This is a genomic window from Streptomyces sp. NPDC008079 (assembly GCF_042957385.1).
Classification (GTDB): Bacteria; Actinomycetota; Actinomycetes; order Streptomycetales; family Streptomycetaceae; genus Actinacidiphila.
In genome coordinates this window covers 302,663-325,458 of the sequence record NZ_JBIBIC010000003.1, presented here as the reverse complement: position 1 = coordinate 325,458, position 22,796 = coordinate 302,663, and the positions used below count along the sequence as shown (strand labels likewise).

Below are 22,796 nucleotides of genomic sequence, written 5' to 3'. Positions count from 1 at the left end.
GAACGGGCCGTGACGACGACGGACTACACGGCGCGCCGGACGGACGACAGGCCACGGCCCGACCGGCGGCGTACCACCGCGGGTCAGAAGCGGGCGGGCTCGGTGTAGGTGCCCCATTCGGCGCGCAGGGCGTCGCAGATCTCGCCGAGGGTGGCCTCGGCGCGGACGGCGTCGAGCATGGGCGGGATCATGTTGGAGCCGTCGCGGGCGGCGGTGAGCATGGCGTCCAGGGCGGTGCGGACGGCGGCGTCGTCGCGGGCGGTACGGCGGGAGGCGAGGTCGCGGACCTGGTCGCGCTCGACCTCGTGGCTGACCCGCAGGATCTCCAGGTCGCCGGTGACGGAGCCGTGGTGCACGTTGACACCGACGACGCGCTTGTCGCCCTTTTCGAGGGAGCGCTGGTACTGGAAGGCGGACTCGGCGATCTCACCGGTGAAGTAGCCGTCCTCGATGCCGCGCAGGATGCCGGAGGTCATCGGCCCGATCGGGTGCTCGCCGCTCGGCACGGCCTTGGCGCCCAGCGCCCTGATCCGGTCGAAGATCTTCTCCGCGTCGGCCTCGATGCGGTCGGTCAGCGCCTCGACGTACCAGGAACCGCCCAGCGGGTCCGCGACGTTGGCGACGCCGGTCTCCTCCATCAGCACCTGCTGCGTGCGCAGCGCGATCTCGGCGGCCTGCTCGCTGGGCAGCGCCAGCGTCTCGTCGAGGGCGTTGGTGTGCAGCGAGTTGGTGCCGCCGAGCACGGCGGACAGCGCCTCGACGGCGGTACGTACGACGTTGTTGTACGGCTGCTGCGCGGTCAGCGACACCCCGGCGGTCTGGGTGTGGAAGCGCAGCCACTGCGCCTTGTCGCTGGTGGCGCCGTACTCGTCGCGCATCCAGCGGGCCCAGATGCGGCGCGCGGCGCGGAATTTGGCGATCTCCTCGAAGAAGTCGAGGTGCGCGTCGAAGAAGAAGGACAGGCCGGGCGCGAAGGTGTTGACGTCCAGGCCGCGCGACAGGCCGAGCTCCACGTAGCCGAAGCCGTCGGCCAGGGTGTACGCCAGCTCCTGCGCGGCCGTCGCCCCGGCCTCGCGGATGTGGTAGCCGGAGACGGACAGCGGCTTGTACGCGGGGATGGAGGCGGCGCAGTGCTCCATCAGGTCGCCGATCAGCCGCAGGTGCGGGGCGGGCTCGAAGAGCCACTCCTTCTGGGCGATGTACTCCTTGAAGATGTCCGTCTGGAGTGTGCCGTTGAGCACGGCCGGGTCGATGCCCTGCCGCTCGGCGGCGACCAGGTACATGCAGAAGACCGGGACGGCGGGTCCGGAGATGGTCATCGAGGTGGTGACGTCGCCGAGCGGGATGTCGTCGAACAGGACCTCCATGTCGGCGGCCGTGTCGATGGCGACACCGCAGTGGCCGACCTCGCCGAGCGAGCGGGGGTCGTCGGAGTCGCGGCCCATCAGGGTCGGCATGTCGAAGGCGACGGAGAGGCCGCCGCCGCCCGCGGCCAGGATCATCTTGTAGCGCTCGTTGGTCTGCCGCGCGTTGCCGAATCCGGCGAACTGCCGGATCGTCCACGTACGCCCCCGGTAGCCGGTCGGGTGCAGTCCGCGTGTGAACGGGTACTCGCCCGGCCAGCCGATCCGCTCGAACCCGGGGACGTCCGCACCCGCCGGCGGGCCGTACACCGGCTCCACGGGGTCGCCCGAGAGCGTGCTGAAGTCGGCCTCCCGCTTACGGGCTGAGTCGTACCGTGCCTGCCAGCGCTGGCGGCCTGTCTCGATGCCTTGGGAGTCCATACCCTTGAATTTACTAGGACGTCCTAGTAAATGTCGATGGGAACACGGCTCACCCTTGGGGTGAGCCGGGTCTCAGAGGGCCGGGGCCCGGACGTGACGGCCCAGACGTGACGGCCTTGACGGGCTCGGGCTTGACGGGCTCGGGCTTGACGCGCCCAGGCGGTCGACGGGCTCAGGCGTCGACAGGCTCAGGCGTTGACGGGCTCGGGCTTCTCCGGCTGGATCACCTTCGGCGCCAGCTCACGCGTCACGCGACGCTCCACGAAGAACGCGGCGGTCGGGACGGTGCCCGCCAGCAGCACCCAGGCCATCCGGCCGATCGGCCACTTCGCCTTGTTGCACAGGTCGAAGGCCATAACGAGGTAAACGACATAGAGCCAGCCGTGGGCGAAGCCCACCGCGCTGGTGAAGGTGCCCGCGCCATTGATGTCGAACACGTACTTGGCGATCACGCCCAGGGTGAGCGCGATCAGCAGCACGCCTGTCACGTAGGCCATCACGCGGTAGCGGGTCAGCACGCTGGATTTCATGGCATCGAGCCTAGCCGCCCCGAAATGCCGGGCTCATCCGGGTCGGGGGACGACGGGACGCGCGCAGTCGACCGCAGGTCAGGACTCCTCGAAGTCGCCCGCCGCTATCCGCAGGGGGCGCAGCAGCGCGAAGATCTCGCCGCACTCCTCCGCGTCGTAGGCGCTGAGGCCGAAGTCCATGGCGACCAGGTCGCGGGTGGCGGACTCGACGATCTCGCGGCCCTTGTCGGTGATCGAGGCGAGGGTGCCGCGGCCGTCGTTGGGGTTGGGGCGCTTGGCGACGAGACCGGCGGAGACCAGCCGGTCCACGGTGTTGGTGACGGACGTCGGGTGCACCATCAGCCGCTCGCCGATCTTGGACATCGGCAGCTCGCCCGCCTTGGAGAAGGTGAGCAGCACCAGCGCCTCGTACCGCGCGAAGGTCAGCCCGTACGGCCTGACCACCGCGTCGACCTGGCCGAGCAGGATCTGCTGGGCGCGCATGATCGAGGTGATGGCACCCATCGAGGGGACCCCGCCCCAGTGCCGGGTCCACAGCTCGTCGGCGCGGGCGATCGGATCGAAGGGCAGGCTCAGCGGCTTTGACACGGCGAAGAGCCTACCCGTCGGTCACATAGTGGGCACAAGTGTCTCGTCAGGCGAGCGCGCTGAGCCGGCGCCACGCGTCCTTGCCGAGGTTCCACTCACCGAAGCCGTTGCCCTTGTCGACGGTGGCGCGCGTGGAGCCCGAGGTGATCACCAGGTCGCCGCGGACCGCCCGGTCGAAGAACCACTTGGCGTCCGCGGTGTGCATGCCGATGCACCCGTGGCTGCCGTTCTGCACGCCCATCATCGCGTCGTTCCAGGGCGCCGCGTGGGTGTACGTGCCGGAGGTGGTGATGTGGACCGCGTACTTCACGTCCTTGTCGTAGAAGTCCGCCGAGTCCTCGGAGGTGGCGATGCCGACCGACGAGGACGTCATACGCACGGTGGACTGCTTGCTGATCACCACCATCTGCCCGTTCCAGGTGGGGAAGGCGGGCTTGCCGCCGGAGATCTTGAAGTTCTTGACGGTCTTGCCGTTCTCGGTGACCCGCATGGTGTGCGCCTTGAGGTCGACGTACGAGATCCGGGCGGTCCCGATGGTGAACGTGTCGTGGATGTCGCGGCGCAGATAGCGCCCGCCCCCGGTGTCGATGCCGCTGAGCCTGGCGGTCAGCGTGACCTTGGTGTTCGGCGTCCAGTACGCGTCCGGCCGCCAGTCCACCCGCTGAATGCCGGTCAGCGGGTCGGTGATCCAGCCCCAACTGCCCTGGACGGCCGGGCTGGTGGTGACGGTCAGCGCCTTCTCGACCGCCGCCCTGGCCGCCTTGTCGGTGACCGGCTTGTCGAAGGCGAGGGAGACGGGCAGGCCGACGCCGACGACCGCGTTGTTCAGCGGGGTCGGGGTGACGCCGTTGACCTTGGCCGCCGTCAGGGTGCGGAAGGCGCTGGTGGTACGGGTCTGCTTGCCCGCGCTGTCGGCCGCGGTGACCTGGACGGTGTAGGCGGTGCCGGGGGTCATCGTGCGGTCGGAGGTCCAGGTGTGCTTGGCGGCGTCCAGGGCGCCGGTCACCTCGATCGGCGTCACGCCGTCCTTGGACGTGCCCTCGGGGGTCACGGTGACCGTGCCGAGTGTGCCGCCGTCGACGGTGACCTTGACCGGCGCGGCCGGGTCGACGTCCGCGGCGTCCTTGGCCGGTGTGACGGTGATCCGCGCGCCGGAGTCGGCGGACGCGGACCGGCCCGCGCCCTTGCCGTCGGACGAGCCGCCCGCCTTGTCGCCGTCGTGGCCGCCGCACGCGGTGACGCCCATCGCCACGGCCAGCAGGAGGGCGGGCACGGCGAGCGCCCGCGGTCGGGGGTTGCGTATGCGAGTGCGGTACACGGCAGTCGGTTCCTTGTCAGAGGTGGTCGGGGCGAACGGCGGTCGGGGCGAAGAGTGTTCGGATCGGCGGTGATCGGATCGGCTGTGTTCGGGGCGGCGGTGTTCGGCTCGGCGGTGGGCAGGTCGGCGGCGGGTGAGGTCAGGGCAGAACGCGGCGGCTCAGCACGACTTCCCGTCGCCGACGAAGCCGCGCGACATCGTGGACCCGCCGCCGACCCCGCTGCCGACCCCGCCGCTGGTGCCGTCGATGGAGACGTCCGGCGGCGACATGGAAGCGCTCGGTCGCGCGCCGGCCTCCGTCAGCCGGTTCAGCGACGCCGCGATGCAGGCGATCGGCTGCGGGTGCTTGTTGGCATAGTCGCTCCCGGAGCCCAGCGGGTTCCCCAGCCCGCGGATCAGCAGCACGGCGAGGTAGGCGCCCTGCCGGTTCATCAGGATCTGCACCCCGGTGCCCGTTCTGCTGCTGCCCTGGTAGGTGACCGGACTGTCGGCGGCCTCACCGGTCGTGCCGAGGTCGGTGGTCAGCTCGACACCGCACGTGTCCTTCACCGCCTCGCCGAACCGTTCCGTCCGGTAGCGGGCGGCCTCGGCGTCGGTGAACGCGTAGAGCAGGTACTCCGCCTCCTCCCCCGCCGACGCGCCGTACAGCCGCACCGCGCCGGCCCGTACGTCTCCGGCGGGAGACGGTACCGGGCAGGCCCCCATGAGCTTGAGCGCGGTACCCGGGGCGAGGGTCTTCCAGGGGGCCACCGGGAAGAACGGCAGGGCGCCGGGCGGCAGCAGCTCGTCGGTGAGGCGGTGGGCCAGGGCGGCCGGGTCGGGCGGCTCCGGCGGGGGCGTGGTGGACGCGACGGTGCCCGGCAGCGCGCCGGTGCCGCGCGGGCCGTCGGAGCCGGGCAGCAACTGCCAGGTGCCGACGGCGACCGCGAGGGCCGCGACCAGCGACACGGCCCCGGTCCTGCGGCGGGCGCGCCGCCGTTCGCCGAGCCTGCGGGCGGCCGGGGCCCCGGCGAGTACGACCAACGGCTCGGTGTCGCGGGCGAGTCCGCGCAGCCGCTCGTCCAGCGGATCGGCGGAGTCCGAGCCGATGTCGGAGTGCGAGCCGATGTCGGTGTCCATGTCGGCGGCGGGGGTGTCATCGGCGGTGCCGAGGGGGTCGGGACCGGCCGGGCGGCCGAACGGGTCAGCCATGGAGGGGCACCTCCTCGGTGCGGTGGCGCGCCGCACGTGCGTGGCGTGCGTCGTCGGCGGTGGCGGTAGCGGTGGCGGCGTCCCGACCTGCGGGGTCGTGAGCGCCGCGACCGGCGGTGTCGTGGGCGGCGGACGCGTACGCGGCGGGTTCGGGCTCCGCGTCGTCCGCCGGGTCGTCCTTGAGCAGGGCCCCCAGTGCTCTCCTCCCCCGGCTCAGCCGGGTCCGTACGGCGGCGCTGGACACGCCGGTCTGCCGGGCGATCTCCTCCACCGGCAGGTCGAGGAGGTGGTGCATGACCACGGCGGTGCGCTGGTCGTCGCCGAGCGCGCGCAGGGCGTCGATCAGCGCGACCCGGTCGGGTGCGAGCGCCGGGGCGTCGGGCGGCGGCCCGTGCCGGAAGTGCGCGCGCACCCGGTTGCGGGCCTTGCGCCAGGTGCTCACCGCCAGACGTACGGCGACGGTACGCACCCAGGGCGCGGGGTCGCCCTCCGCGGTGAGCTTCGGCCAGCGCTGCCATGCCCTGGCGTACGCCTCCTGCACGGCGTCCTCCGCCTCACCCAGGTCCCCGGTGATCGTGTAGACGACGGCCACCATGCGCTTCGCCGTGGCGGCGTAGAACTGGTCGAAGTCCGCCGCCGGTTCTGGCTGTGCGGTCATGTGGTTCTTCCCTCCCTCAGAACTACACGCGCGGCGGCGGCCTTATGTGACAGGCGGACGGGAGTTTTTTTCCGTGGGCCCCGCGCCGCGCCTCTTGGCAGGCCCTCCCGTGAGCCGCGACACCGGTCCGAGGTCGAGCCCGAGCGGCCGGGCCAGCACCAGCGCGGGCAGGCACAGGGCGGCGGCGCCCAGCAGCAGGCCCGTGAGGTCGCCTGCCGGGCCGCCGCCGAGCCGGGCGGTGACGGCGTGGGCGGTGAGCAGCGCCAGGGCCGCGCCCGGCAGGAAGGCCGCGGTGAGCCGTACGTGGTGGCCCAGGACGCGGGGCCGCCAGCCCAGGCGGCGGCGCAGCAGCGCGGCGGTGGCCAGCAGGCCGACCGTACAGGCGAGCGCGTATCCGGCGGCCATGCCGGTGACCGCCCAGCGGGCCGGGAGCAGCGCGTAACAGGCGGCGGCGCTCGCGGCGTTGACGGCGGCGATGAGGACGTTGAGGAAGAAGGGCGTACGGGTGTCGCCGAGCGCGTAGTAGCCGCGCGCGAGCAGGTACTGGCCCGCGAAGGCGGGCAGGCCGACGGCGAAGGCGACCAGCATCCAGGCGATGGCGCGGGCGTCCGCCTCGCTGGTGGCGCCGTGCTGGAAGACGACGCCGGTGATCTGCGGGGCGAGCGTGAGGAAGGCGAAGACGGCGGGGACGACGGCGGTGCCGGAGACGGTGAGGCCGCGCGTGAGGTCGGCGCCGATCGCCGCGTGGTCGCCGTCGGCCGCGGCCCGGCTCATGCGCGGCAGCAGCGCGGTGGCCAGCGACACGGTGACGATGCCCTGCGGGACGACCCACAGGCTGTACGCGTTGCTGTAGGCCGCGTAGCCGACGCCGGTGGAGTGGCCCGAGGCCAGCGCGCGCAGTCCGGCGGAGGTGGACAGCCGGGTCACCACCCAGTACGCGCCCTGGTTGACCAGGACCAGCAGCAGCGTCCACACGGCGGCCCGCATCGGCTGGGTGAGTCCGGCGCCGCGCCAGTCGAACCGCGGGTGCCAGCGGAAGCCGGTGGCGCGCAGCGACGGCAGCAGCGCGAGGGCCTGCACCGCGATGCCCGCGGTGCTGCCGAGGCCGAGCAGCAGCGCGTCCCGGTGTCCGATGCCCCCGCTCGCGACCGCGAGGTACAGGCCGAAGACGGCGATCACGACGAGGTTGTTGAGCACCGGGGTCCACATCATGGCGCCGAACCGGTCGCGGGCGCCGAGGACCTGGCCGAGGAGCGTGAACAGGCCGTAGAAGAGGATCTGCGGCAGGCAGTAGCGGGCCAGCGACACGGTCAGGTCGCGCTGGCCGCCGCTGAAGCCGGGCGCGTACGCGCTGACCAGCCAGGGCGCGGCGAGCACCGCGAGGGCGGTGACGGCGAGCAGCGCGACCGCGCACAGGGTGAGCAGCCGGTCGGTGTACGCCTGGCCGCCGTCGGCGTGCTCGCGGGCGGCGCGGACGAGTTCGGGGACGAAGACGGACTGGAGGGCGCCACCGATCATCAGCGCGTAGATGATGTTGGGCACGGTGTTGGCGACCCCGAAGGCGTCTCCGGCCGCCGCCGTGCCGAGCGCGGCGGTGATCGTCGCCAGCCGCAGGAAGCCGGTGGCGCGGGACACCAGCGACCCGGCCATCATCAGACCGCCGCTGCGCCGCAGGGAGTTGGTGTCGCGGGCGTGCGCCCGCCGCCCCTTGCGGTGCGTGGAGCCGTCCACTGCTGAAGTCACCCGTCGGTCCCCTGTTCACGCTGATCGTCCTGTGCCCGGTACCGGCTGGTCGCGCGGGTCCCCGTCCCCTGGGCAGACGCGCAGTCTGCCCCGGCGGTCACGGCTGACGGAAGTCGCGGGGCGGTACGGCGGGTGTCGGAAAAGTCTCTGTCACCTGACGGCCGCGCCGGGCGTGTCCTTCGTGAGCGGGCCGCCCCGGCCCGCCCCGCAGCGCGGAGGACGACGCCTTGACGATGACCACTCACCAGCGTTCCGGCTCCGGCTCCGGCTCCGACCGCGCCGCGGGCGACAAAGGCACCGGCACCGGTGCTCTGCGGCTGCTGCCGATGCCCGCCTCCGCGCACGCCGACTTCGTCCGCCGCCCCGGCCCGTACACCGCGAGCTTCCTCCAGACGCCCGCCTGGGCGCGGGTGAAGTCCGGCTGGCAGGCGGAGAGCTTGGCCTGGCTGGACGAGCACGACCGGCCGGTCGGCTCCGCGCTGGTCCTGTACCGCCAACTGCCGGGCGTACGGCGGTCGTTCGCGTACCTCCCGGAGGGCCCCGCGGTGGACTGGGCCGATCCGCGCCTGGACCGCTGGCTCGACCCGCTGCTGGAACACCTGCGCGGTACGGGGGCGTTCGCGGTACGGATGGGGCCGCCGCTGGCGTACCGGCGGTGGACGGCGCGGACGTTGAAGGACGCGTCGGGCCCCGGGCGCCGGGTCGGTGACGTGCTGCCCGACCTGGTCGAGCCGTTGGGCGCGGCGGTCTCCGACCGGCTGCGCGAGGGCGGTTGGCGGCGCTGCGGCGAGGACGGGCAGGGTGGGGACGCGCAGCCGCGGCTGGTGTTCGAGATACCGCTGGCCGGGCGCGGTCTGGACGACCTGTGGACCGGCCTCAACCAGGAGTGGCGGCGCAACGTGAAGAAGGCCGCCAAGTGCGGTGTGCGCACGGGTGTCGAGGGTCCGGAGGCGCTGCCGGCCTTCCACGAGCTGCTGCGGGTCACCGAGGCCCGCGACGGCTTCGACCTCGGCCGGTCGCTGGACTACTACCGGCGGCAGTACGAGGCGCTCAACGCCGAGGAGCCGGGCCGCATGCGGCTGTACACCGCGCGGCACGAGGGCGAACTCCTCGCCGCGCACACGCTGTTGACCGCGCCGGACGGCGGCCGGGTCTGGTACCAGACGGGTGCCTCGGCCGACCACCGCCGCGAGGTGCGGCCGAGCAACGCGCTCCAGTGGCGGATGCTGTGCGACGCGCAGGCGATGGGCGCGGCGGTCTACGACATGCGCGGGGTGCCCGACGGCCTCGACCCTGCGGCGCGCGCCTACGGGCTGCTGCGCTGGAAGTTGGGCACCGGCGGGGAGGCGGTGGAGACGGTGGGCGAGTGGGAGCTGCCGCTCCAGGGCGCGGTCAACAAGACGCTGCACCGGGCGATGCACGCGTATCTGACCCGGCGCTGAACGCTCGGGGGCCACGGGCTGACAAATTCACGGGCTCACGGGCCCACGGGCTCACGGGCTCAACGCGTAGCCCCGAAAGGGCCGTTGCCGCTCAGGCGGGGCTGGCCGCGGCGCCCATCGGCTGCGTACGGCGTACCGACCGCAGCACGGGCACGACGCTGAGCGTGCCGAGTATCCCCGCGCCCGCGATCACCGCGTAGGGCGGCACCCACTCCGCGACGGCGCCGCCGACCGTCATGCCGACGCCCTGGAGCGTCATGATCCCCGCGCCGAGCAGCGACATGGCCCGGCCGCGCATGTCCTCGGGCACGTCGTGCACGAACCACTTGTCGATGCCGAGCGCGTACGCGGTGGTGACCCCGGTGATCAGCAGCAGCACGATCGCCAGCGGCAGCGAGGGGTGCACGAGGAAGCAGACGAAGGGCAGCATCGAGACGGCGGCGAGCGGGATGGCGATCCGTTCGCGGGCGGACGGGGTGAGCAGCGTGCCCGCCAGCACCTCGCCGACGACGGTGCCCGCGGGCATCGCGGCGAGCAGGATGCCGAAGCCCGCGGAGCCCGCGCCCGCCGCGTCCGCGTAGGGCGCGGCGACGCCCTCGGCGACGACGCAGAACATCGGCGGCACCCACCACATGAGCATCAGCGAGCGGATTCGCGCGTTGCGGAACAGCCGCCCCGCGGAGCCGATCGAGTCGCGCATCATGGCGCCGGTCCCGGTGACCCGGGCGGGCCGGTCGCGGGTGCCGAAGCGCAGCAGCAGCGCGGAGCTGAGGAAGGTGCCGATCGTCACCAGCAGCGCGGCGCGCGGCGACAGCCACACCAGGACGAGACCGCCGATTCCGTAGCCGATGATCTGCGAGCTCTGGCCGACGATCCGCACCAGGGAGCGGCCGAGCACGAAGACGTCGCCGTGGAGGATGTCGGCCAGGCTGGCGGCCCTCGTGCCGGTGAACAGCGGCGTGATCATCGAGACGGACACGCGTAGCACGAAGAGAAGGGCGAGCGGCGTGGCCGGCACGGCCATCACCGCGACGAAGGCCGCGCAGAGCAGATCGCAGGCCACCAGGACGCGGCGGGTGGGGTACCGGTCGGAGATTCCGGACAGCAGGATGCCGCTGAGCGCGTAGGGCAGGAAACCGAGCGCGAAGATCAGCGCGGTGAGGACGGCGGAGCCGGTCTGCCGGAAGACGAGGACGGCCAGCGAGACCTCGGCGAAGACGCTGCCGAGGACGGACAGGACATGCGCGGCGAAGATCGGGCGGAATTCCCTGACCGCGAAAACGGCACCGTAGCCGGTGGGGGTGCTGTCGCCGGTGGCGGTCGCGCCGCTGGTAGGAGGCGTGCCGTCGCCCTTCCCGTGGGTGGTGGGAGCGGGCTGCGAACCGGTCGGCGATGGGGTGCGTCCACCTGGTGGGGGGTGCTCGCTGTCCGTTGTCATGACATCACCCTGGTGGCATGAGCACTGCATATCGTAGTGTTTCGGACTGAGCCGAATCTTGGGGGTCGTGATGTCGTTTCGTATGCGATTTGCGGCTGAGGACCTTCTGCGGTGCCGCTTCGCCATCTCACCGCTGCGGGAGACCCAGGGGGCGATACGTACCCTGTCCCGGCCGGACCGACACGGCTACCACCTGCCCTGGTTGCGGCAGGTCAGGGCCGCCGCGGCCGGTCTCGACCTGGCTCCGCTGTGGCTGCTGGCACCGGATCACGGGCACCCCCCGGACTTTCTGCACCCCCCGCCCCAGGCGCCCCTGGGCACCCTGGACGACGAACTCGACGTCGTACGGGCCACGGACCCGGACGAGGCGCACCGCCAGATCCAGGCCGCGCTGGCCCAGACCCCGGGCGCGGAGCACGGCAAGCGGGGCCGCGCGATGCTCGCCGATCCGGCCGGAACCGTACGGCAGTTGGCCGGTTTGTACGAGCATGTGTGGGCTGCCCTGCTCGCCCCGCACTGGCCCCGGCTGCGGGCGGTGCTCGAGGCGGACATCGCCTATCACGCGCGGCGGCTGGCGGACGGCGGCATGCAGCGGCTGTTCACCGCGCTGCACCCGAAGCTGAGCTGGTCGGAGGGCGCGCTGACGGCGGCGGGGCACACCTCGCACCTGCCGGATCTCAGCGGCCAGGGGCTGGTGCTGGTGCCCAGCGTCTTCTTCTGGCCCGAGGCGGGCAACGCCTTCGACCCGCCCTGGCAGCCCACCGTCGTCTATCCGGCACGCGGCATCGGCGGGCTGTGGGCCGAGACCGGGCCGACCGCGTCCGCCGCGATGATCGCGCTGCTCGGCGCCAACCGGGCCGCGATCCTCAGCGACCTCGACGCGCCCAGCACCACGACGGCGCTGGCCCACCGGCACGCCCTCGCGCTCTCGTCGGTCTCCGCGCATCTGGCGGTGCTGCGCGACGCCGGTCTGCTGGCGTCCCGGCGCTACGGGCACCAGGTGCTGTACGAACGGACGCCGCTCGGGATCGCGCTCACGACCGGCGGGCTGTTCTGAGCACGCGGGACAACGGGCCGCTGACGGCGCCCGCCGCCATCCGGGCGTCCGCCATCGCGGCACTCCGCCGCCCCGCCGCTCCGCTACTCGGAGAGGTGGCGCTCCACCGTCTCGACCTTCGAGGTCAGTCCGTCCGTCACGCCCGGCCTGATGTCGGCCTTGAGGACCAGCGACACCCGGGGCGCACGCGCCTCGACCGCGGCGACGGCCCGCCGTACGACGTCCATCACCTCGTCCCACTCCCCCTCGACGGAGGTGAACATCGCGTCCGTACGGTTCGGCAGCCCGGACTCGCGGACCACGCGGACGGCGTCGGCCACGTACTCGCCGACGTCCTCGCCGACGCCCAGCGGGGTGACGGAGAAGGCGACGATCATGCGCCGACCGCCTCGCCCTGAGCGCCGCGCGCGGCCACGACCGACTCCTCGGACTCGCGGCGCAGCATCCGCTCGGCGAAGAAGCCGCCGGTGGGCAGGACGGACAGCACGAAGAAGAGGGCGCCGCGGGCCGGCGACCACTTGGCGCGGCGCCAGGCGTCCGCCCAGAAGACGACGTAGAGGACGAACAGGACTCCGTGCACCATGCCCATGACGGGCACCGCGTTGAAGTCGGTGGTCCGCTTGAGCACCGAGCAGACCATCAGCAGCAGGAACGACACCGCTTCCGGGGCGGAGATCAGACGGAGTCTGCGCAGGGCGGTGGCGGTCTTCAGGTCCACGAGAACCTCACTGTCGGTGACGGGAAACAGGCTTGTGAACGTGATCACAAGACCACCCCATTATCACCGGCCCGTATCGATGGTCCGCCCCGGGGGTAGGAAACCGCGGGACGGGCGATAGCGTCCCTGTCCACGACACGACCCGTACGCACCACCCGCACGACGTGATCCGCACGACCTGACCGACCACCCAACGGGGACCGAGACACGATGACGATGGACTGGGACCGGCGGCACTGCGCCCGCAAGGGGCACATCACCTACGCGCCCGACGAGAACCACCTGCGGCAGAAGCTGCACGCGAGCACCGCCGTCGGCACGGTGTGGCGCTGTCTGCGCTGCGGCGACTTCGTCCTCGGCGACCCGCACGGCGCCGGCCCCGCCGACCGCGCCCCCGAGGTGCCGCGCGGCCGGGCGCTGCGCGACCTGTTCATCCTGCGCTTCCTGGCCGTCGAGCGAATCCTGCGCGGCCTGCTGGTCCTGATCGCCGCCTGGGCGGTCTGGCGGTTCAGCAACTCGCAGAACGCGGTGCGCGACCTGTTCGAGAAGGACCTCACCGTCTTCAAGCCGGTCGCCGAGCACTTCCACTACGACCTGGACCACTCGCCGGTCGTCGACACCATCCGCAAGACGTTCGACTACAAGCACTCCACCCTCCAGCTCGTCGCCGCCCTGCTGCTGGCGTACGCGCTGATCGAGATCATCGAGGGCTTCGGCCTGTGGTGGGGCAAGCGCTGGGCGGAGTATCTGGCGGTGGTGGCGACCGCCGCGTTCCTGCCGATCGAGGGCTACGAGCTGACCGAGCGGGTCAGTTGGTTCAAGGTCGCCACGATCACGCTCAATGTGCTGGCCGTCCTCTACATCCTGCTCGGCAAGCGGCTGTTCGGGCTGCGCGGCGGCCACAAGGCGTTCGAGGCCGAGCGCCGGAGCGCGTCGCTGCTGGAGGTCGAGGAGGCCGCGGGCGAGGTGCCGGGCGACCACGCGCCCAAGCCGCCGCTGCCGGTGCGGCAGCGGTCCACGGCGGACGGCGTCTGATCCGCGATGCCACGCTTCCGGCTCCAGGGCACCCGGGTGCTCGCCGTGGACCTCACCGGCGACACCGTCAAGGCGAAGAACGGCGCGATGGTCGCCTATGAGGGCGAGATGACGTTCAAGAAGATGACCGGCGGCGGCGAGGGCCTGCGCGGCCTGGTCACCCGCCGGATCACCGGTGAGTCGATGGCCGTCATGGAAGTGAAGGGGCACGGCACGTGCTACTTCGCCGACCGGGCCACCGAGATCAATCTGGTCCGGCTGAACGGCGAGAAGCTGTACGTCGAGGCGAGCAATCTGCTGGCCACCGACTCCGCGCTGCGCACCGGCACCACCTTCACCGGGCTGCGCGGCGCCTCGCAGGGCAACGGCCTGTTCACCACGACCGTCGAGGGCACCGGGCAGGCGGCCGTGATGTCCGACGGGCCCGCGATCGTGTTGCGGGTGTCGGCCGCGACGCCGCTGATCGTGGACCCGGGCGCGTACATCGCGCACACCGGGAATCTGCGGCAGCAGCTCCAGCAGTCGGTGGGCTGGCGCACGGTGATCGGCGAGGGGTCGGGCGAGAGCTTCCAGATCCGCTTCGAGGGCGAGGGGCTGGTGTACGTGCAGCCCAGCGAGCGCACCACGATCGGGGGTCAGCTCTGATGCCGTTCACCAGGATCAACTCCAAGATGGTGGAGGCCGCGATCGCCCCGGGCCAGCGGATGTTCAGCCAGCGCGGGGCGATGCTGGCGTACCGCGGGGAGGTCTCCTTCACGCCGAGCATCACCGGCGGGCAGGGCGGTGTGATGTCGATGATCGGCCGCCGGGTCGCCAACGAGGCGACGCCGCTGATGACCATCGAGGGCGACGGCTCGGTGATGTTCGGGCACGGCGGGCACCACATCCACTCCATCGACCTCGCGGGCGAGACGCTGTACGTCGAGGCCGACCGGCTGCTCGCCTTCGACGGCTCGCTCCGGCAGGGCACCATGTTCATGGGTTCGCAGGGCGGTGTCATGGGCGTCATACGCGGTCAGGTCACCGGGCAGGGCCTGTTCACCACCACGCTCCAGGGCAAGGGGTCGGTCGCCGTCATGGCGCACGGCGGTGTCATCGAACTGCCCATCGCCCCGCAGCGCCCGGTGCACGTCGATCCGCAGGCGTATGTCGCCCACCGCGGCGACGTACGCAACAAGCTGTCCGCGGCGCTCGGCTGGCGCGAGATGGTCGGGCGCGGTTCGGGCGAGGCGTTCCAACTGGAGCTGTCCGGGCAGGGAATGGTCTACGTACAGGCGTCGGAGGAGAAGCTGTGAGCGGCGGTCCGATGGGCTGGGGCCCTCCGGGGGGCGGCGTACCGGGCGGCGCGCCGGGCGACAGCGGCGGTCCCGTGGTGTACGACCCGTACACGCTGCCGGTGAACGACAACGTCAACCCGTACGCCTTCTGCGTGGAGTTGGACGGGCAGTGGTTCCTCCAGAAGGGGAAGATGATCGCCTATTACGGGCAGGTCGACTTCCACGCGATCGGGCACGGCCCGCTGGACCGGCTGGTCGCCACCAGCTTCCACTCGCCGCTGCACGCCGCGGACTGGGTGGTGGCGCAGGGGCGCGGCAAGATGCTGCTCGCCGACCGGTCGTACGACATCAATTCGTACGATCTGGAGGACGGCAATCTGACCATCAGGTCGGGGAATCTGCTGGCCTTCGAGCCCACGCTGGCGCTCAAGCAGTCGATCATTCCCGGCTTTCTGACGCTGATCGGCACGGGGAAGTTCGTGGCCGCGTCGAACGGCGCGGTGCACTTCGTGGAGCCGCCGATCCGGGTCGACCCGCAGGCGCTGGTCGGCTGGGCGGACTGCCCGTCCCCCTGCCACCACTACGACCACGCGTATCTGCGCGGTGTCCTCGGCGGTATCCGCGCGATGACCGGGCTCGGCGGGGCGTCGGGCGAGGAGCACCAGTTCGAGTTCGTCGGCGCGGGGCAGGTGCTGCTCCAGTCCACCGAGACGCTGATGGCCGAGGTCGACACCGGCGGCGTGCCGGGACAGGCCGGACCCGGCGTCCCCGGCGCGGGCGCACCCGGGCAGGGCCGTTTCGGACGGTGACCGTCCCGCTACCCTGACGATCATCCGCGGTGTGACCGCCGGTAGAATTCACTCTATGGAGACCGTGACAGCAGAAGCTGAAAGCGCTACGGCTTGGCTCACCGAGGACGAGCAGCGCGCCTGGCGCATCCATCTGGACGTCAGCCGGCTGCTCATGTACCAACTCGAGCGGGACCTCCAGTCCTTCGGCCTGACCAACAACGACTACGAGATCCTGGTCAACCTCTCCGAGGCCGAGGAGCGGCGGCTGCGCATGAGTGATCTGGCGCGCTCCACGCTCCAGTCCAAGAGCCGCCTCTCGCACCAGATCACCCGCATGGAGGCGGCCGGTCTCGTCCGCCGCGAGAACTGCGAGTCCGACCGCCGCGGTCTCTACGCGGTCCTCACCGACCAGGGCTGGGCCACCATGCGCCAGGTCGCCCCCCGTCATGTCGCCGCGGTCCGCGCGCACTTCATCGACCTCATCGCGCCGGAGGACCTCGCGACCTACCGCCGCGCCATGGCCCCGGTGGCCGACCACCTCCGCACGGTCCGTGAGAAGTAGCCCCGCGGGTCTCAGGGGCTCAGCGCCTCAGCGCCTCAGTCCTCAGGAGAGGTCCGGGGCTCGTTCGAGGTGAGGCCGGCGATCAGTTCGTCGGCCGCCGCGTAGGGGTCGAGGGTGCCGTCGGTGACGCGCTCGGCGAGGGAGTCCAGGCGCTGGTCGCCGCGGAGGTCGCCGATGCGGGAGCGCAGGGCGGTGACGGCGATGTGCTCGACCTCGGTGGCGGCGCGGGCCCGGCGGCGGGTGGCCAGGACGCCGCGCTCCTCCATCCAGGCGCGGTGCTTCTCCAGGGCTTCGACGACTTCGTCGATGCCCTCGCCGCGCGCGGCGACGGTCTTGACGATGGGGGGCCGCCAGTCCCCCGCCTCGCGGGCTTCGCCGAGGCCGAGCATGTGGTTCAGCTCGCGGGCGGTGGCGTCGGCGCCGTCGCGGTCGGCCTTGTTGACCACGTAGACGTCGCCGATCTCCAGGATTCCGGCCTTGGCGGCCTGGATGCCGTCGCCCATGCCGGGGGCGAGCAGCACGACGGAGGTGTCGGCCTGCGCGGCGATCTCGACCTCGGACTGCCCGACGCCGACGGTCTCGACGAGGACGATGTCGCAGCCCGCCGCGTCCAGCACCCGGATGGCCTGGGGGGCGGCCCAGGCGAGGCCGCCGAGGTGGCCGCGGGTGGCCATGGAGCGGATGTAGACGCCGGGGTCGGAGGCGTGCTCCGACATACGGACGCGGTCGCCGAGCAGGGCGCCGCCGGAGAACGGCGACGACGGGTCGACGGCCAGGACGCCGACCCGCTTGCCCGCCTTGCGGTATGCGGTGACCAGCGCCGAGGTCGACGTGGACTTGCCGACGCCGGGCGACCCGGTGAGGCCGACCACGTACGCGCCGCCGGTCAGCGGCGCGAGTGCGGCCATCACCTCGCGGAGTTGCGGGGACGCCCCCTCCACGAGCGAGATCAGCCGGGCCACGGCCCTCGGCCGCCCCTGCCGCGCCTGCTCGACCAAGGTGAGGACGTCCACCACGTCTGTTCGCTCCCTCTTCCCGCTCACTACCGAAAAAGCCCGAAAAGACCCGGGAAGAACCCGGAAAAGCCGTGGAACCGAAGGGCCGGGCCCGTCAGTTCCCCGCGACCGTGATGATCAGCGCGTCGCCCTGTCCGCCGCCGCCGCACAGCGCCGCCGCTCCCGTACCGCCGCCGCGCCGCTTCAGTTCGAGGGCCAGGTGCAGCACGATACGTGCTCCCGACATGCCGATCGGGTGGCCCAGGGCGATGGCGCCGCCGTTCACGTTCACCTTTTCAGGGGTGACGCCCAGGTCCTTCATCGACTGGACGGCGACGGCCGCGAACGCCTCGTTGATCTCGATGAGGTCGAGGTCGTCCACGGTCAGGCCCTGCTTGCCGAGCGCGTGCTTGATGGCGTTGGACGGCTGGGACTGGAGCGAGTTGTCCGGGCCGGCGACATTGCCGTGGGCGCCGATCTCGGCGAGCCATTCCAGCCCCAGCTCCTCCGCCTTGGCGCGGCTCATGACGACCACGGCGGCGGCGCCGTCGGAGATCTGCGAGGCCGTACCGGCGGTGATCGTGCCGTCCTTCTTGAAGGCGGGCCGCAGCTTGCCCAGCGACTCGGCGGTGGTCTCGGGGCGGATGCCCTCGTCCTGGCTGAAGACCACCGGGTCGCCATTGCGCTGCGGGATCTCCACCGGGGTGATCTCGGCGTCGAAGACGCCGTTCTTCTGCGCGGCGGCGGCCCGCTGGTGGGACAGCGCGCCGAACTCGTCCTGCGGGGCGCGCTCGATGCCGAGCCGCCCGTTGTGCGTCTCGGTCGACTCGCCCATCGCGATGTTCTCGAAGGCGTCGGTCAGCCCGTCGTACGCCATCGCGTCCAGCATCTCGATCGCGCCGTACTTGTGTCCCTCGCGGGACTTGGGCAGCAGGTGCGGGGCGTTGGTCATGGACTCCTGGCCGCCCGCGACCACGATGTCGAACTCGCCGGCCCGGATGAGCTGGTCGGCCAGCGCGATGGCGTCGAGGCCGGACAGGCACACCTTGTTGACGGTGAGCGCGGGCACGCTCATCGGGATGCCGGCCTTGACCGCCGCCTGCCGGGCCGGGATCTGGCCCGCGCCCGCCTGGAGCACCTGGCCCATGATCACGTACTGCACCTGGTCGCCGCCGATTCCGGCGCGGTCGAGCGCGGCCTTGATCGCGACACCGCCGAGGTCCGACCCGGAGAAGGTGCGCAGGCTGCCCAGGAGCCTGCCCATCGGGGTTCGGGCACCTGCGACGATCACGGATGTACGTGCCTGGCTGGTCATGGTGCGGCCCCTTCGGCTGAAGAGAGAAGTTAACGAGGGTTATCGTCAATGTACTGAGGGGTAGGCCGCTCGGTCACCCGTCGGAACGTGTGACGGCGCGCACGTTGCGTGACCACATACCGGTGCGGTGCACTGTGTCCATGGCTACTGGGCTGACCCGCATCGACCACATCGGCATCGCCTGCTTCGACCTGGACGCGACCGTCGAGTTCTACCGTGCCACCTACGGCTTCGAAGTGGCGCACAGCGAGGTGAACGAGGAGCAGGGCGTACGCGAGGCCATGCTCAGGATCAACGGCACCTCCGACGGGGGCGCCAGCTACCTCCAGCTCCTGGAGCCCACCCGGGAGGACTCCGCGGTCGGCAAGTGGCTGGCCAAGAACGGCGAGGGCGTGCACCACATCGCCTTCGGCACCGCGGACGTGGACGCCGACTCCGCCGCGATCCGCGACAAGGGCGTACGGGTGCTCTACGACGAGCCGCGCAGGGGCTCGATGGACTCCCGGATCACGTTCCTGCACCCCAAGGACTGCCACGGCGTACTGACCGAGCTGGTCACCTCGGCGGAAAAGACCACGGCAGAGACAGCGAAGGGCTCCCGGGACCACTGACCCAACCCCCGTCCTGCCCGGTAGAGTGACCGGGCCGACCGGGGTGGGCACGCGGGTACGCTCGCGCTCCGCGACGTTGATCTGACACCATTCTTCGTAGAGCTCTGTCTTCAAACGGAGTGACGAGGAATCTCACCCGGTTGGCGGGTGAGTACGCCAGGAGACCGATGGGACCGCGGAGTGCGGGGCAACGACAGCTACCAGGCTGACGACCACCTCTCTCAGCTCGAAGCCGAGATGGAGCGGCTTCGTACCGAGCGGGGCAAGGCCGTCGACCACGCCGACGACCTCGGATACCAGGTCGAGGTGCTGCGCGCCAAGCTGCACGAGGCGCGCCGCAATCTGGCGTCCCGCCCTGCCTACGACAACATCGGCCACCAGGCCGACCAGCTCCTGCGCAACGCCCAGATCCAGGCCGACCAGCTCCGCGCCGACGCCGAGCGCGAGCTGCGCGACGCCCGCGCCCAGACCCAGCGGCTGCTCCAGGAGCAGGCCGAGCACCAGGCCCGCTTCGAGGCGGAGTGGCACGCCGAGGCCATCGCCCGGCGGCGGCAGCTCGACGAGGAGCTGGGCGAGCGCCGCGCGACCGTAGAGACGCACGTCAACGAGAACGTGGCGTGGGCCGAGCAGCTGCGGGCCCGCAGCGAGTCGCAGGCCCGCCGCCTGCTGGACGAGACCCGCGCCGAGTCCGAGGCCGCGCTGGCCGCCGCCCGCGCCGAGGCCACCCGGGTCGCCGAGCAGACCCGCGAGCGGCTGACCTCGGAGGCGCAGGCCGCGCGCAACGAGGCGGAGCAGCTGCTGCGCCGGGCCCGCACCGACGCCGAGCGGCTGCTGACCGCCGCCTCGACGCAGGCGCAGGAGGCCACCAGCGAGGCCGAGCAGCTGCGCACCTCCACCCGCAGCGAGTCCGACGAGGCCAGAAGCCGGGCGATCGAGCTGTCCCGGCTGGCCGAGGAGCGGCTGCGGGAGGCCGACGAGGCGCTGCGCACCGCCCGCGCGGAGGCCGAGCGGCTGCGCGAGGAGGCCACGGCCGGCGCCGCCAAGCGCCTGGCGGCCACCGAGACGGAGAACGAGCAGCGCACCCGTACGGCCAGGGCCGAGATCGCCCGCATGGTCGGCGAGGCCACCAAGCAGGTGGACAGCGCCAAGGCCGAGGCCGAGCAGACCGTCGCCGACGCCCGCGCCGAGGCCGAGCGCATCCGTACCGAGGCGCAGGAGACCGCCCGCGCCGCCGCGTCCGAGGACGCCGCCGCCCAGCTGGCGCAGGCCGCCAGGTCGGCCGAGGAGATCCTGACCAAGGCGTCGGAGGACGCCCGCTCCACCACGAAGTCGGCGGGCGAGGAGGCCGAGCGGATCCGGCGCGAGGCGGAGGCGGAGGCCGAGCGGCTGCGCAGCGAGGCCGAGGCGTCCGCGCAGGAGCTGCGCGGCGCCGCCCAGGACGACACCGAGGAGTACCGGGCCAGGACCGTCGAGCTCCAGGAGGAGGCCAGGCGGCTGCGCGGCGAGGCCGAGCAGCTGCGGGCCGACGCGGTCGCCGAGGGCGAGCGGATCCGCGGTGAGGCCCGCAGGGAGGCCGTCCAGCAGATCGAGGAGGCCGCGAGCCGCGCCGAGGAGCTGCTGGCCAAGGCGAAGGCCGACGGCGACGAGCTGCGGCAGGGCGCGGCCGCCGAGGCCGACCGGATGCGGACCGAGTCCGTCGAGCGGGCCTCCGCGCTGAACACCAAGGCCGAGGAGGCCCTCCAGCACGCCCGCGCCGAGGCCGAGGAGCTGCGCCAGGAGGCGGAGCGGCAGGCCGCGACGGTCAAGGAGGAGGCCGAGCAGGCCGCCGAGCGGCAGCGCACGGAGGGCGAGACGCTCGTCGCCCGGATGCGCGAGGAGGCCGAGACCGACCTGGTACGGCTCCGCGAGGAGGCCGAGGCCCGGCTCGCCGCCGCCGAGCAGTCGCTGCGCGACGCGGACACCGAGGCGGAGCGGCTGCGCCGGGAGGCCGCCGAGGAGGCCGAGCGGCTGCGCCAGGAGACCGCCGAGCGGGTCCGCACCCTCCAGGAGCAGGCCGAGGCCGAGGCGGTACGGCTGCGGGACGAGGCCGCGGCGGACGCGGCGCAGACCCGCGCGGAGGGCGAGAGCGTCGCCGTACGGCTCCAGGCGGAGGCGGCGGCGGAGGCCGAGCAGCGGCGCGCGGAGGCCAAGGAGCACGCGGACCGGGTCCGCGCGGAGGCCGCCGCGGCGGCCGAGCGCCTCGGTACGGAGGCCGCGGAGGCGCTGGCCGCCGCGCAGGAGGAGGCGGCCAGGCGCCGCCGCGAGGCCGAGGAGCTGCTGGGCGCCGCCCGCGGCGAGGCCGAGCAGGAGCGCGCGCAGGCCCGCCGCGAGAGCGAGGAGTTGCTGGCCGCCGCCCGCAAGCGCGTCGAGGACGCGGCGGCGGAGGCCGACCGGCTGGGCGCGGAGGCCGACCAGCGGGCCGCGGAGGCGGTCGCGGCGGCGGAGGCCACCGCGCAGCAGGTCCGCGACTCGGTCGCGCATCTGCACCAGGAGGCCGAGGAGGAGATCGCCGGGCTCCGCTCGGCGGCCGAGCACGCGGCCCAGCGGGTGCGCGGCGAGGCCCAGGGCGAGGCGGACCGGCTGCGCGCGGACGCCAGCTCCGAGCGGGAGCGGGCGTCGGAGGACTCGGCGCGGATCCGCCGGGAGAGCCAGGAAGAGGCCGACGCGGCACGGCAGTTGGCCGACCGTACGGTCACCGAGGCGATCGAGGAGTCCGACCGGCTGCGCGCCGAGGCCCGCGACGACGCCAACCGGATGCGTACCGACGCGGCGGGCCAGGCCGACCAGTTGGTCACCAAGGCCCGCGAGGAGGCCGAACGGCTCGGTATCCTCGCCAAGGACGCGCTGGACACCGCGGAGCGCGAGGCCGAGGAGGCGCGGACGCATTCGCAGCGCATCCTCGACGAGGCGCGCGAGGCGGCCAACAAGCGCCGCAGCGAGGCCGCGGAGCAGGCGGACGAGCTGATCGGCAAGGCGCAGGCGGAGGCCCGCAGGACCGCGGCGACGGCCGAGGAGCAGGCCGACGCGATGGTCGGCGCGGCCCGCGGCGAGGCCGAGCGGCTGGTCAACGAGGCGACGGCGGAGGGCAACAGCCTGGTCGAGCGGGCGCGGACCGACGCGGACACCATGCTCGGCGAGGCCAGGCACGACGCGACGGCCATAAGGGAACGTACCGAGGAACTGCGCCAGCGCGTGGAGTCCGAGGTCGAGGAGCTGCACGACCGGGCCCGCAAGGAGGCCGCGGAGGCGATGAAGACCGTCGGCGAGCGGGTCGACAAGCTGGTCACCGCCGCCACCGAGCAGCTCGCCGAGGCGGAGCAGAAGGCCGCCGAGATCAAGTCCACGGCCACCTCCGAGGCGAGCAAGGTCCGTATCGCCGCGGTGAAGAAGGTCGAGGGCCTCCTGAAGGAGGCCGAGCAGAAGAAGGCCGAGGCCGAGCGCGAGGCCGAGCGGGTCAAGGGGGAGGCCCGCAGCGAAGCCGATCGCATCGTGACCGAGGGCAGACGAGAGCTGGAGATCCTCGTGCGCCGCAGAGAAGACATCAACGCGGAGATCTCTCGCGTCCAGGACGTGCTGGAGGCGCTGGAGTCGTTCGAGGCACCCGGTGGCGGTGTCACCGCTGGTGCGGGCGCGGGAACCACTCGTTCGAGTGGCAAGCGCATCGACGATGCTCCACTCGATTGAGCGGACATTCTCCATACCTA

The 22,796-nt window shown here is 72.4% G+C and carries 21 protein-coding genes; 9 read left to right on the top strand and 12 right to left on the bottom strand.

The annotated features are described in order from the left end of the window. Nucleotides 1-83 precede the first annotated feature (83 nt). The 7 genes from ACFZAM_RS10805 to murJ form a co-directional block, all read right to left on the bottom strand. Nucleotides 84-1,784 (bottom strand): methylmalonyl-CoA mutase family protein, encoded by a 1,701-nt coding sequence (locus ACFZAM_RS10805; protein WP_391044635.1) that lies wholly within the window; start codon nt 1,782-1,784, stop codon nt 84-86. A 188-nt stretch (nt 1,785-1,972) separates the two neighbouring features. Continuing rightward, complete coding sequence (locus ACFZAM_RS10800) at nt 1,973-2,314, bottom strand: DUF3817 domain-containing protein (RefSeq protein ID WP_355349631.1); 342 nt, start codon at nt 2,312-2,314, stop codon at nt 1,973-1,975. A gap of 78 nt (nt 2,315-2,392) precedes the next feature. Continuing rightward, the gene (locus ACFZAM_RS10795) at nt 2,393-2,902 is read right to left on the bottom strand and encodes a MarR family winged helix-turn-helix transcriptional regulator (RefSeq protein ID WP_188282203.1); all 510 of its coding nucleotides are present in this window, start codon (nt 2,900-2,902) and stop codon (nt 2,393-2,395) included. Between the two features lie 46 nt (nt 2,903-2,948). Further along, nucleotides 2,949-4,220, bottom strand: coding sequence for an Ig-like domain-containing protein (locus tag ACFZAM_RS10790; protein ID WP_391044632.1), 1,272 nt, complete (start codon nt 4,218-4,220; stop codon nt 2,949-2,951). A gap of 159 nt (nt 4,221-4,379) precedes the next feature. Next, the gene (locus tag ACFZAM_RS10785) at nt 4,380-5,411 is read right to left on the bottom strand and encodes a hypothetical protein (protein WP_391044629.1); all 1,032 of its coding nucleotides are present in this window, start codon (nt 5,409-5,411) and stop codon (nt 4,380-4,382) included. Next, the gene (locus ACFZAM_RS10780) at nt 5,404-6,069 is read right to left on the bottom strand and encodes a SigE family RNA polymerase sigma factor (protein WP_391044626.1); all 666 of its coding nucleotides are present in this window, start codon (nt 6,067-6,069) and stop codon (nt 5,404-5,406) included. Before ACFZAM_RS10780 ends, ACFZAM_RS10785 begins: the two co-directional genes overlap by 8 nt. Nucleotides 6,070-6,111: 42 nt before the next feature. Continuing rightward, complete coding sequence (gene murJ, locus ACFZAM_RS10775; protein ID WP_391044624.1) at nt 6,112-7,812, bottom strand: murein biosynthesis integral membrane protein MurJ; 1,701 nt, start codon at nt 7,810-7,812, stop codon at nt 6,112-6,114. Between the two features lie 326 nt (nt 7,813-8,138). Between murJ and ACFZAM_RS10770 the strand changes: the two genes are divergently transcribed. After that, nucleotides 8,139-9,254, top strand: a complete 1,116-nt coding sequence (locus ACFZAM_RS10770; protein ID WP_355349677.1) for a peptidoglycan bridge formation glycyltransferase FemA/FemB family protein — start codon at nt 8,139-8,141, stop codon at nt 9,252-9,254. 91 nt (nt 9,255-9,345) lie between these two features. On the opposite strand, the gene ACFZAM_RS10765 is transcribed toward ACFZAM_RS10770, so the two are convergent. Continuing rightward, on the bottom strand, nt 9,346-10,692 hold the full coding sequence (locus ACFZAM_RS10765; protein ID WP_391044621.1) for an MFS transporter: 1,347 nt from the start codon (nt 10,690-10,692) through the stop codon (nt 9,346-9,348). Between the two features lie 70 nt (nt 10,693-10,762). Here ACFZAM_RS10765 and ACFZAM_RS10760 point away from each other — a divergent pair, with 70 nt between their 5' ends. Continuing rightward, nucleotides 10,763-11,749, top strand: coding sequence for a DUF5937 family protein (locus tag ACFZAM_RS10760; RefSeq protein WP_355349647.1), 987 nt, complete (start codon nt 10,763-10,765; stop codon nt 11,747-11,749). Nucleotides 11,750-11,832: 83 nt separating this feature from the next. On the opposite strand, the gene ACFZAM_RS10755 is transcribed toward ACFZAM_RS10760, so the two are convergent. Both ACFZAM_RS10755 and ACFZAM_RS10750 read right to left on the bottom strand, forming a co-directional pair. Continuing rightward, entirely contained in the window at nt 11,833-12,126 is a 294-nt protein-coding gene (locus ACFZAM_RS10755; protein ID WP_189873200.1) for an MTH1187 family thiamine-binding protein, read from the bottom strand. Continuing rightward, a complete protein-coding gene (locus tag ACFZAM_RS10750; protein ID WP_188281912.1) occupies nt 12,123-12,467 on the bottom strand; it encodes a DUF3817 domain-containing protein in 345 nt (114 codons plus the stop codon). Before ACFZAM_RS10750 ends, ACFZAM_RS10755 begins: the two co-directional genes overlap by 4 nt. 210 nt (nt 12,468-12,677) lie before the next feature. On the opposite strand from ACFZAM_RS10750, the gene ACFZAM_RS10745 reads away from it, so the two are divergent. From ACFZAM_RS10745 to ACFZAM_RS10725, 5 genes are read left to right on the top strand one after another with little or no spacing between them, the layout of a single operon-like run. Next, nucleotides 12,678-13,502, top strand: coding sequence for a DUF2127 domain-containing protein (locus tag ACFZAM_RS10745; protein WP_355349651.1), 825 nt, complete (start codon nt 12,678-12,680; stop codon nt 13,500-13,502). 6 nt (nt 13,503-13,508) lie between these two features. Then, nucleotides 13,509-14,147, top strand: coding sequence for an AIM24 family protein (locus ACFZAM_RS10740; RefSeq protein ID WP_355349653.1), 639 nt, complete (start codon nt 13,509-13,511; stop codon nt 14,145-14,147). Further along, nucleotides 14,147-14,797, top strand: a complete 651-nt coding sequence (locus tag ACFZAM_RS10735; RefSeq protein WP_355349656.1) for an AIM24 family protein — start codon at nt 14,147-14,149, stop codon at nt 14,795-14,797. Before ACFZAM_RS10740 ends, ACFZAM_RS10735 begins: the two co-directional genes overlap by 1 nt. Before the next feature lie 11 nt (nt 14,798-14,808). Then, on the top strand, nt 14,809-15,588 hold the full coding sequence (locus ACFZAM_RS10730) for an AIM24 family protein (RefSeq protein ID WP_391044824.1): 780 nt from the start codon (nt 14,809-14,811) through the stop codon (nt 15,586-15,588). A 55-nt stretch (nt 15,589-15,643) separates the two neighbouring features. After that, nucleotides 15,644-16,132 carry a MarR family transcriptional regulator gene (locus ACFZAM_RS10725; RefSeq protein WP_355349659.1) on the top strand — a complete coding sequence of 163 codons (489 nt, stop codon included), beginning with the start codon at nt 15,644-15,646 and terminating at the stop codon, nt 16,130-16,132. A gap of 35 nt (nt 16,133-16,167) precedes the next feature. Here the strand turns inward: ACFZAM_RS10725 and meaB are convergent, their stop codons facing one another. Then, the gene (gene meaB, locus ACFZAM_RS10720; RefSeq protein WP_391044617.1) at nt 16,168-17,148 is read right to left on the bottom strand and encodes a methylmalonyl Co-A mutase-associated GTPase MeaB; all 981 of its coding nucleotides are present in this window, start codon (nt 17,146-17,148) and stop codon (nt 16,168-16,170) included. Nucleotides 17,149-17,242: 94 nt separating this feature from the next. After that, nucleotides 17,243-18,442: an acetyl-CoA C-acyltransferase gene (locus ACFZAM_RS10715; protein WP_391044614.1), complete on the bottom strand. Its 1,200-nt coding sequence runs from the start codon at nt 18,440-18,442 to the stop codon at nt 17,243-17,245. A 140-nt stretch (nt 18,443-18,582) separates the two neighbouring features. On the opposite strand from ACFZAM_RS10715, the gene mce reads away from it, so the two are divergent. Beyond that, complete coding sequence (mce, locus tag ACFZAM_RS10710) at nt 18,583-19,053, top strand: methylmalonyl-CoA epimerase (RefSeq protein WP_355349668.1); 471 nt, start codon at nt 18,583-18,585, stop codon at nt 19,051-19,053. A gap of 180 nt (nt 19,054-19,233) precedes the next feature. Next, nucleotides 19,234-22,776: a polarized growth protein Scy gene (scy, locus tag ACFZAM_RS10705; RefSeq protein ID WP_391044609.1), complete on the top strand. Its 3,543-nt coding sequence runs from the start codon at nt 19,234-19,236 to the stop codon at nt 22,774-22,776. Nucleotides 22,777-22,796: the final 20 nt, after the last annotated feature.

Excerpts from the sequence above, each read along its gene's own strand:
- ACFZAM_RS10805 (WP_391044635.1), bottom strand. The coding sequence starts at position 1,784 with ATGGACTCCCAAGGCATCGAGACAGGCCGCCAGCGCTGGCAGGCACGG.
- ACFZAM_RS10800 (WP_355349631.1), bottom strand. The coding sequence starts at position 2,314 with ATGAAATCCAGCGTGCTGACCCGCTACCGCGTGATGGCCTACGTGACA.
- ACFZAM_RS10785 (WP_391044629.1), bottom strand. The coding sequence starts at position 5,411 with ATGGCTGACCCGTTCGGCCGCCCGGCCGGTCCCGACCCCCTCGGCACC.
- ACFZAM_RS10780 (WP_391044626.1), bottom strand. The coding sequence starts at position 6,069 with ATGACCGCACAGCCAGAACCGGCGGCGGACTTCGACCAGTTCTACGCC.
- ACFZAM_RS10770 (WP_355349677.1), top strand. The coding sequence starts at position 8,139 with ATGCCCGCCTCCGCGCACGCCGACTTCGTCCGCCGCCCCGGCCCGTAC.
- ACFZAM_RS10765 (WP_391044621.1), bottom strand. The coding sequence starts at position 10,692 with ATGACAACGGACAGCGAGCACCCCCCACCAGGTGGACGCACCCCATCG.
- ACFZAM_RS10760 (WP_355349647.1), top strand. The coding sequence starts at position 10,763 with ATGTCGTTTCGTATGCGATTTGCGGCTGAGGACCTTCTGCGGTGCCGC.
- ACFZAM_RS10755 (WP_189873200.1), bottom strand. The coding sequence starts at position 12,126 with ATGATCGTCGCCTTCTCCGTCACCCCGCTGGGCGTCGGCGAGGACGTC.
- ACFZAM_RS10745 (WP_355349651.1), top strand. The coding sequence starts at position 12,678 with ATGACGATGGACTGGGACCGGCGGCACTGCGCCCGCAAGGGGCACATC.
- ACFZAM_RS10740 (WP_355349653.1), top strand. The coding sequence starts at position 13,509 with ATGCCACGCTTCCGGCTCCAGGGCACCCGGGTGCTCGCCGTGGACCTC.
- ACFZAM_RS10735 (WP_355349656.1), top strand. The coding sequence starts at position 14,147 with ATGCCGTTCACCAGGATCAACTCCAAGATGGTGGAGGCCGCGATCGCC.
- ACFZAM_RS10730 (WP_391044824.1), top strand. The coding sequence starts at position 14,809 with ATGGGCTGGGGCCCTCCGGGGGGCGGCGTACCGGGCGGCGCGCCGGGC.
- ACFZAM_RS10725 (WP_355349659.1), top strand. The coding sequence starts at position 15,644 with ATGGAGACCGTGACAGCAGAAGCTGAAAGCGCTACGGCTTGGCTCACC.
- ACFZAM_RS10715 (WP_391044614.1), bottom strand. The coding sequence starts at position 18,442 with ATGACCAGCCAGGCACGTACATCCGTGATCGTCGCAGGTGCCCGAACC.
- mce (WP_355349668.1), top strand. The coding sequence starts at position 18,583 with ATGGCTACTGGGCTGACCCGCATCGACCACATCGGCATCGCCTGCTTC.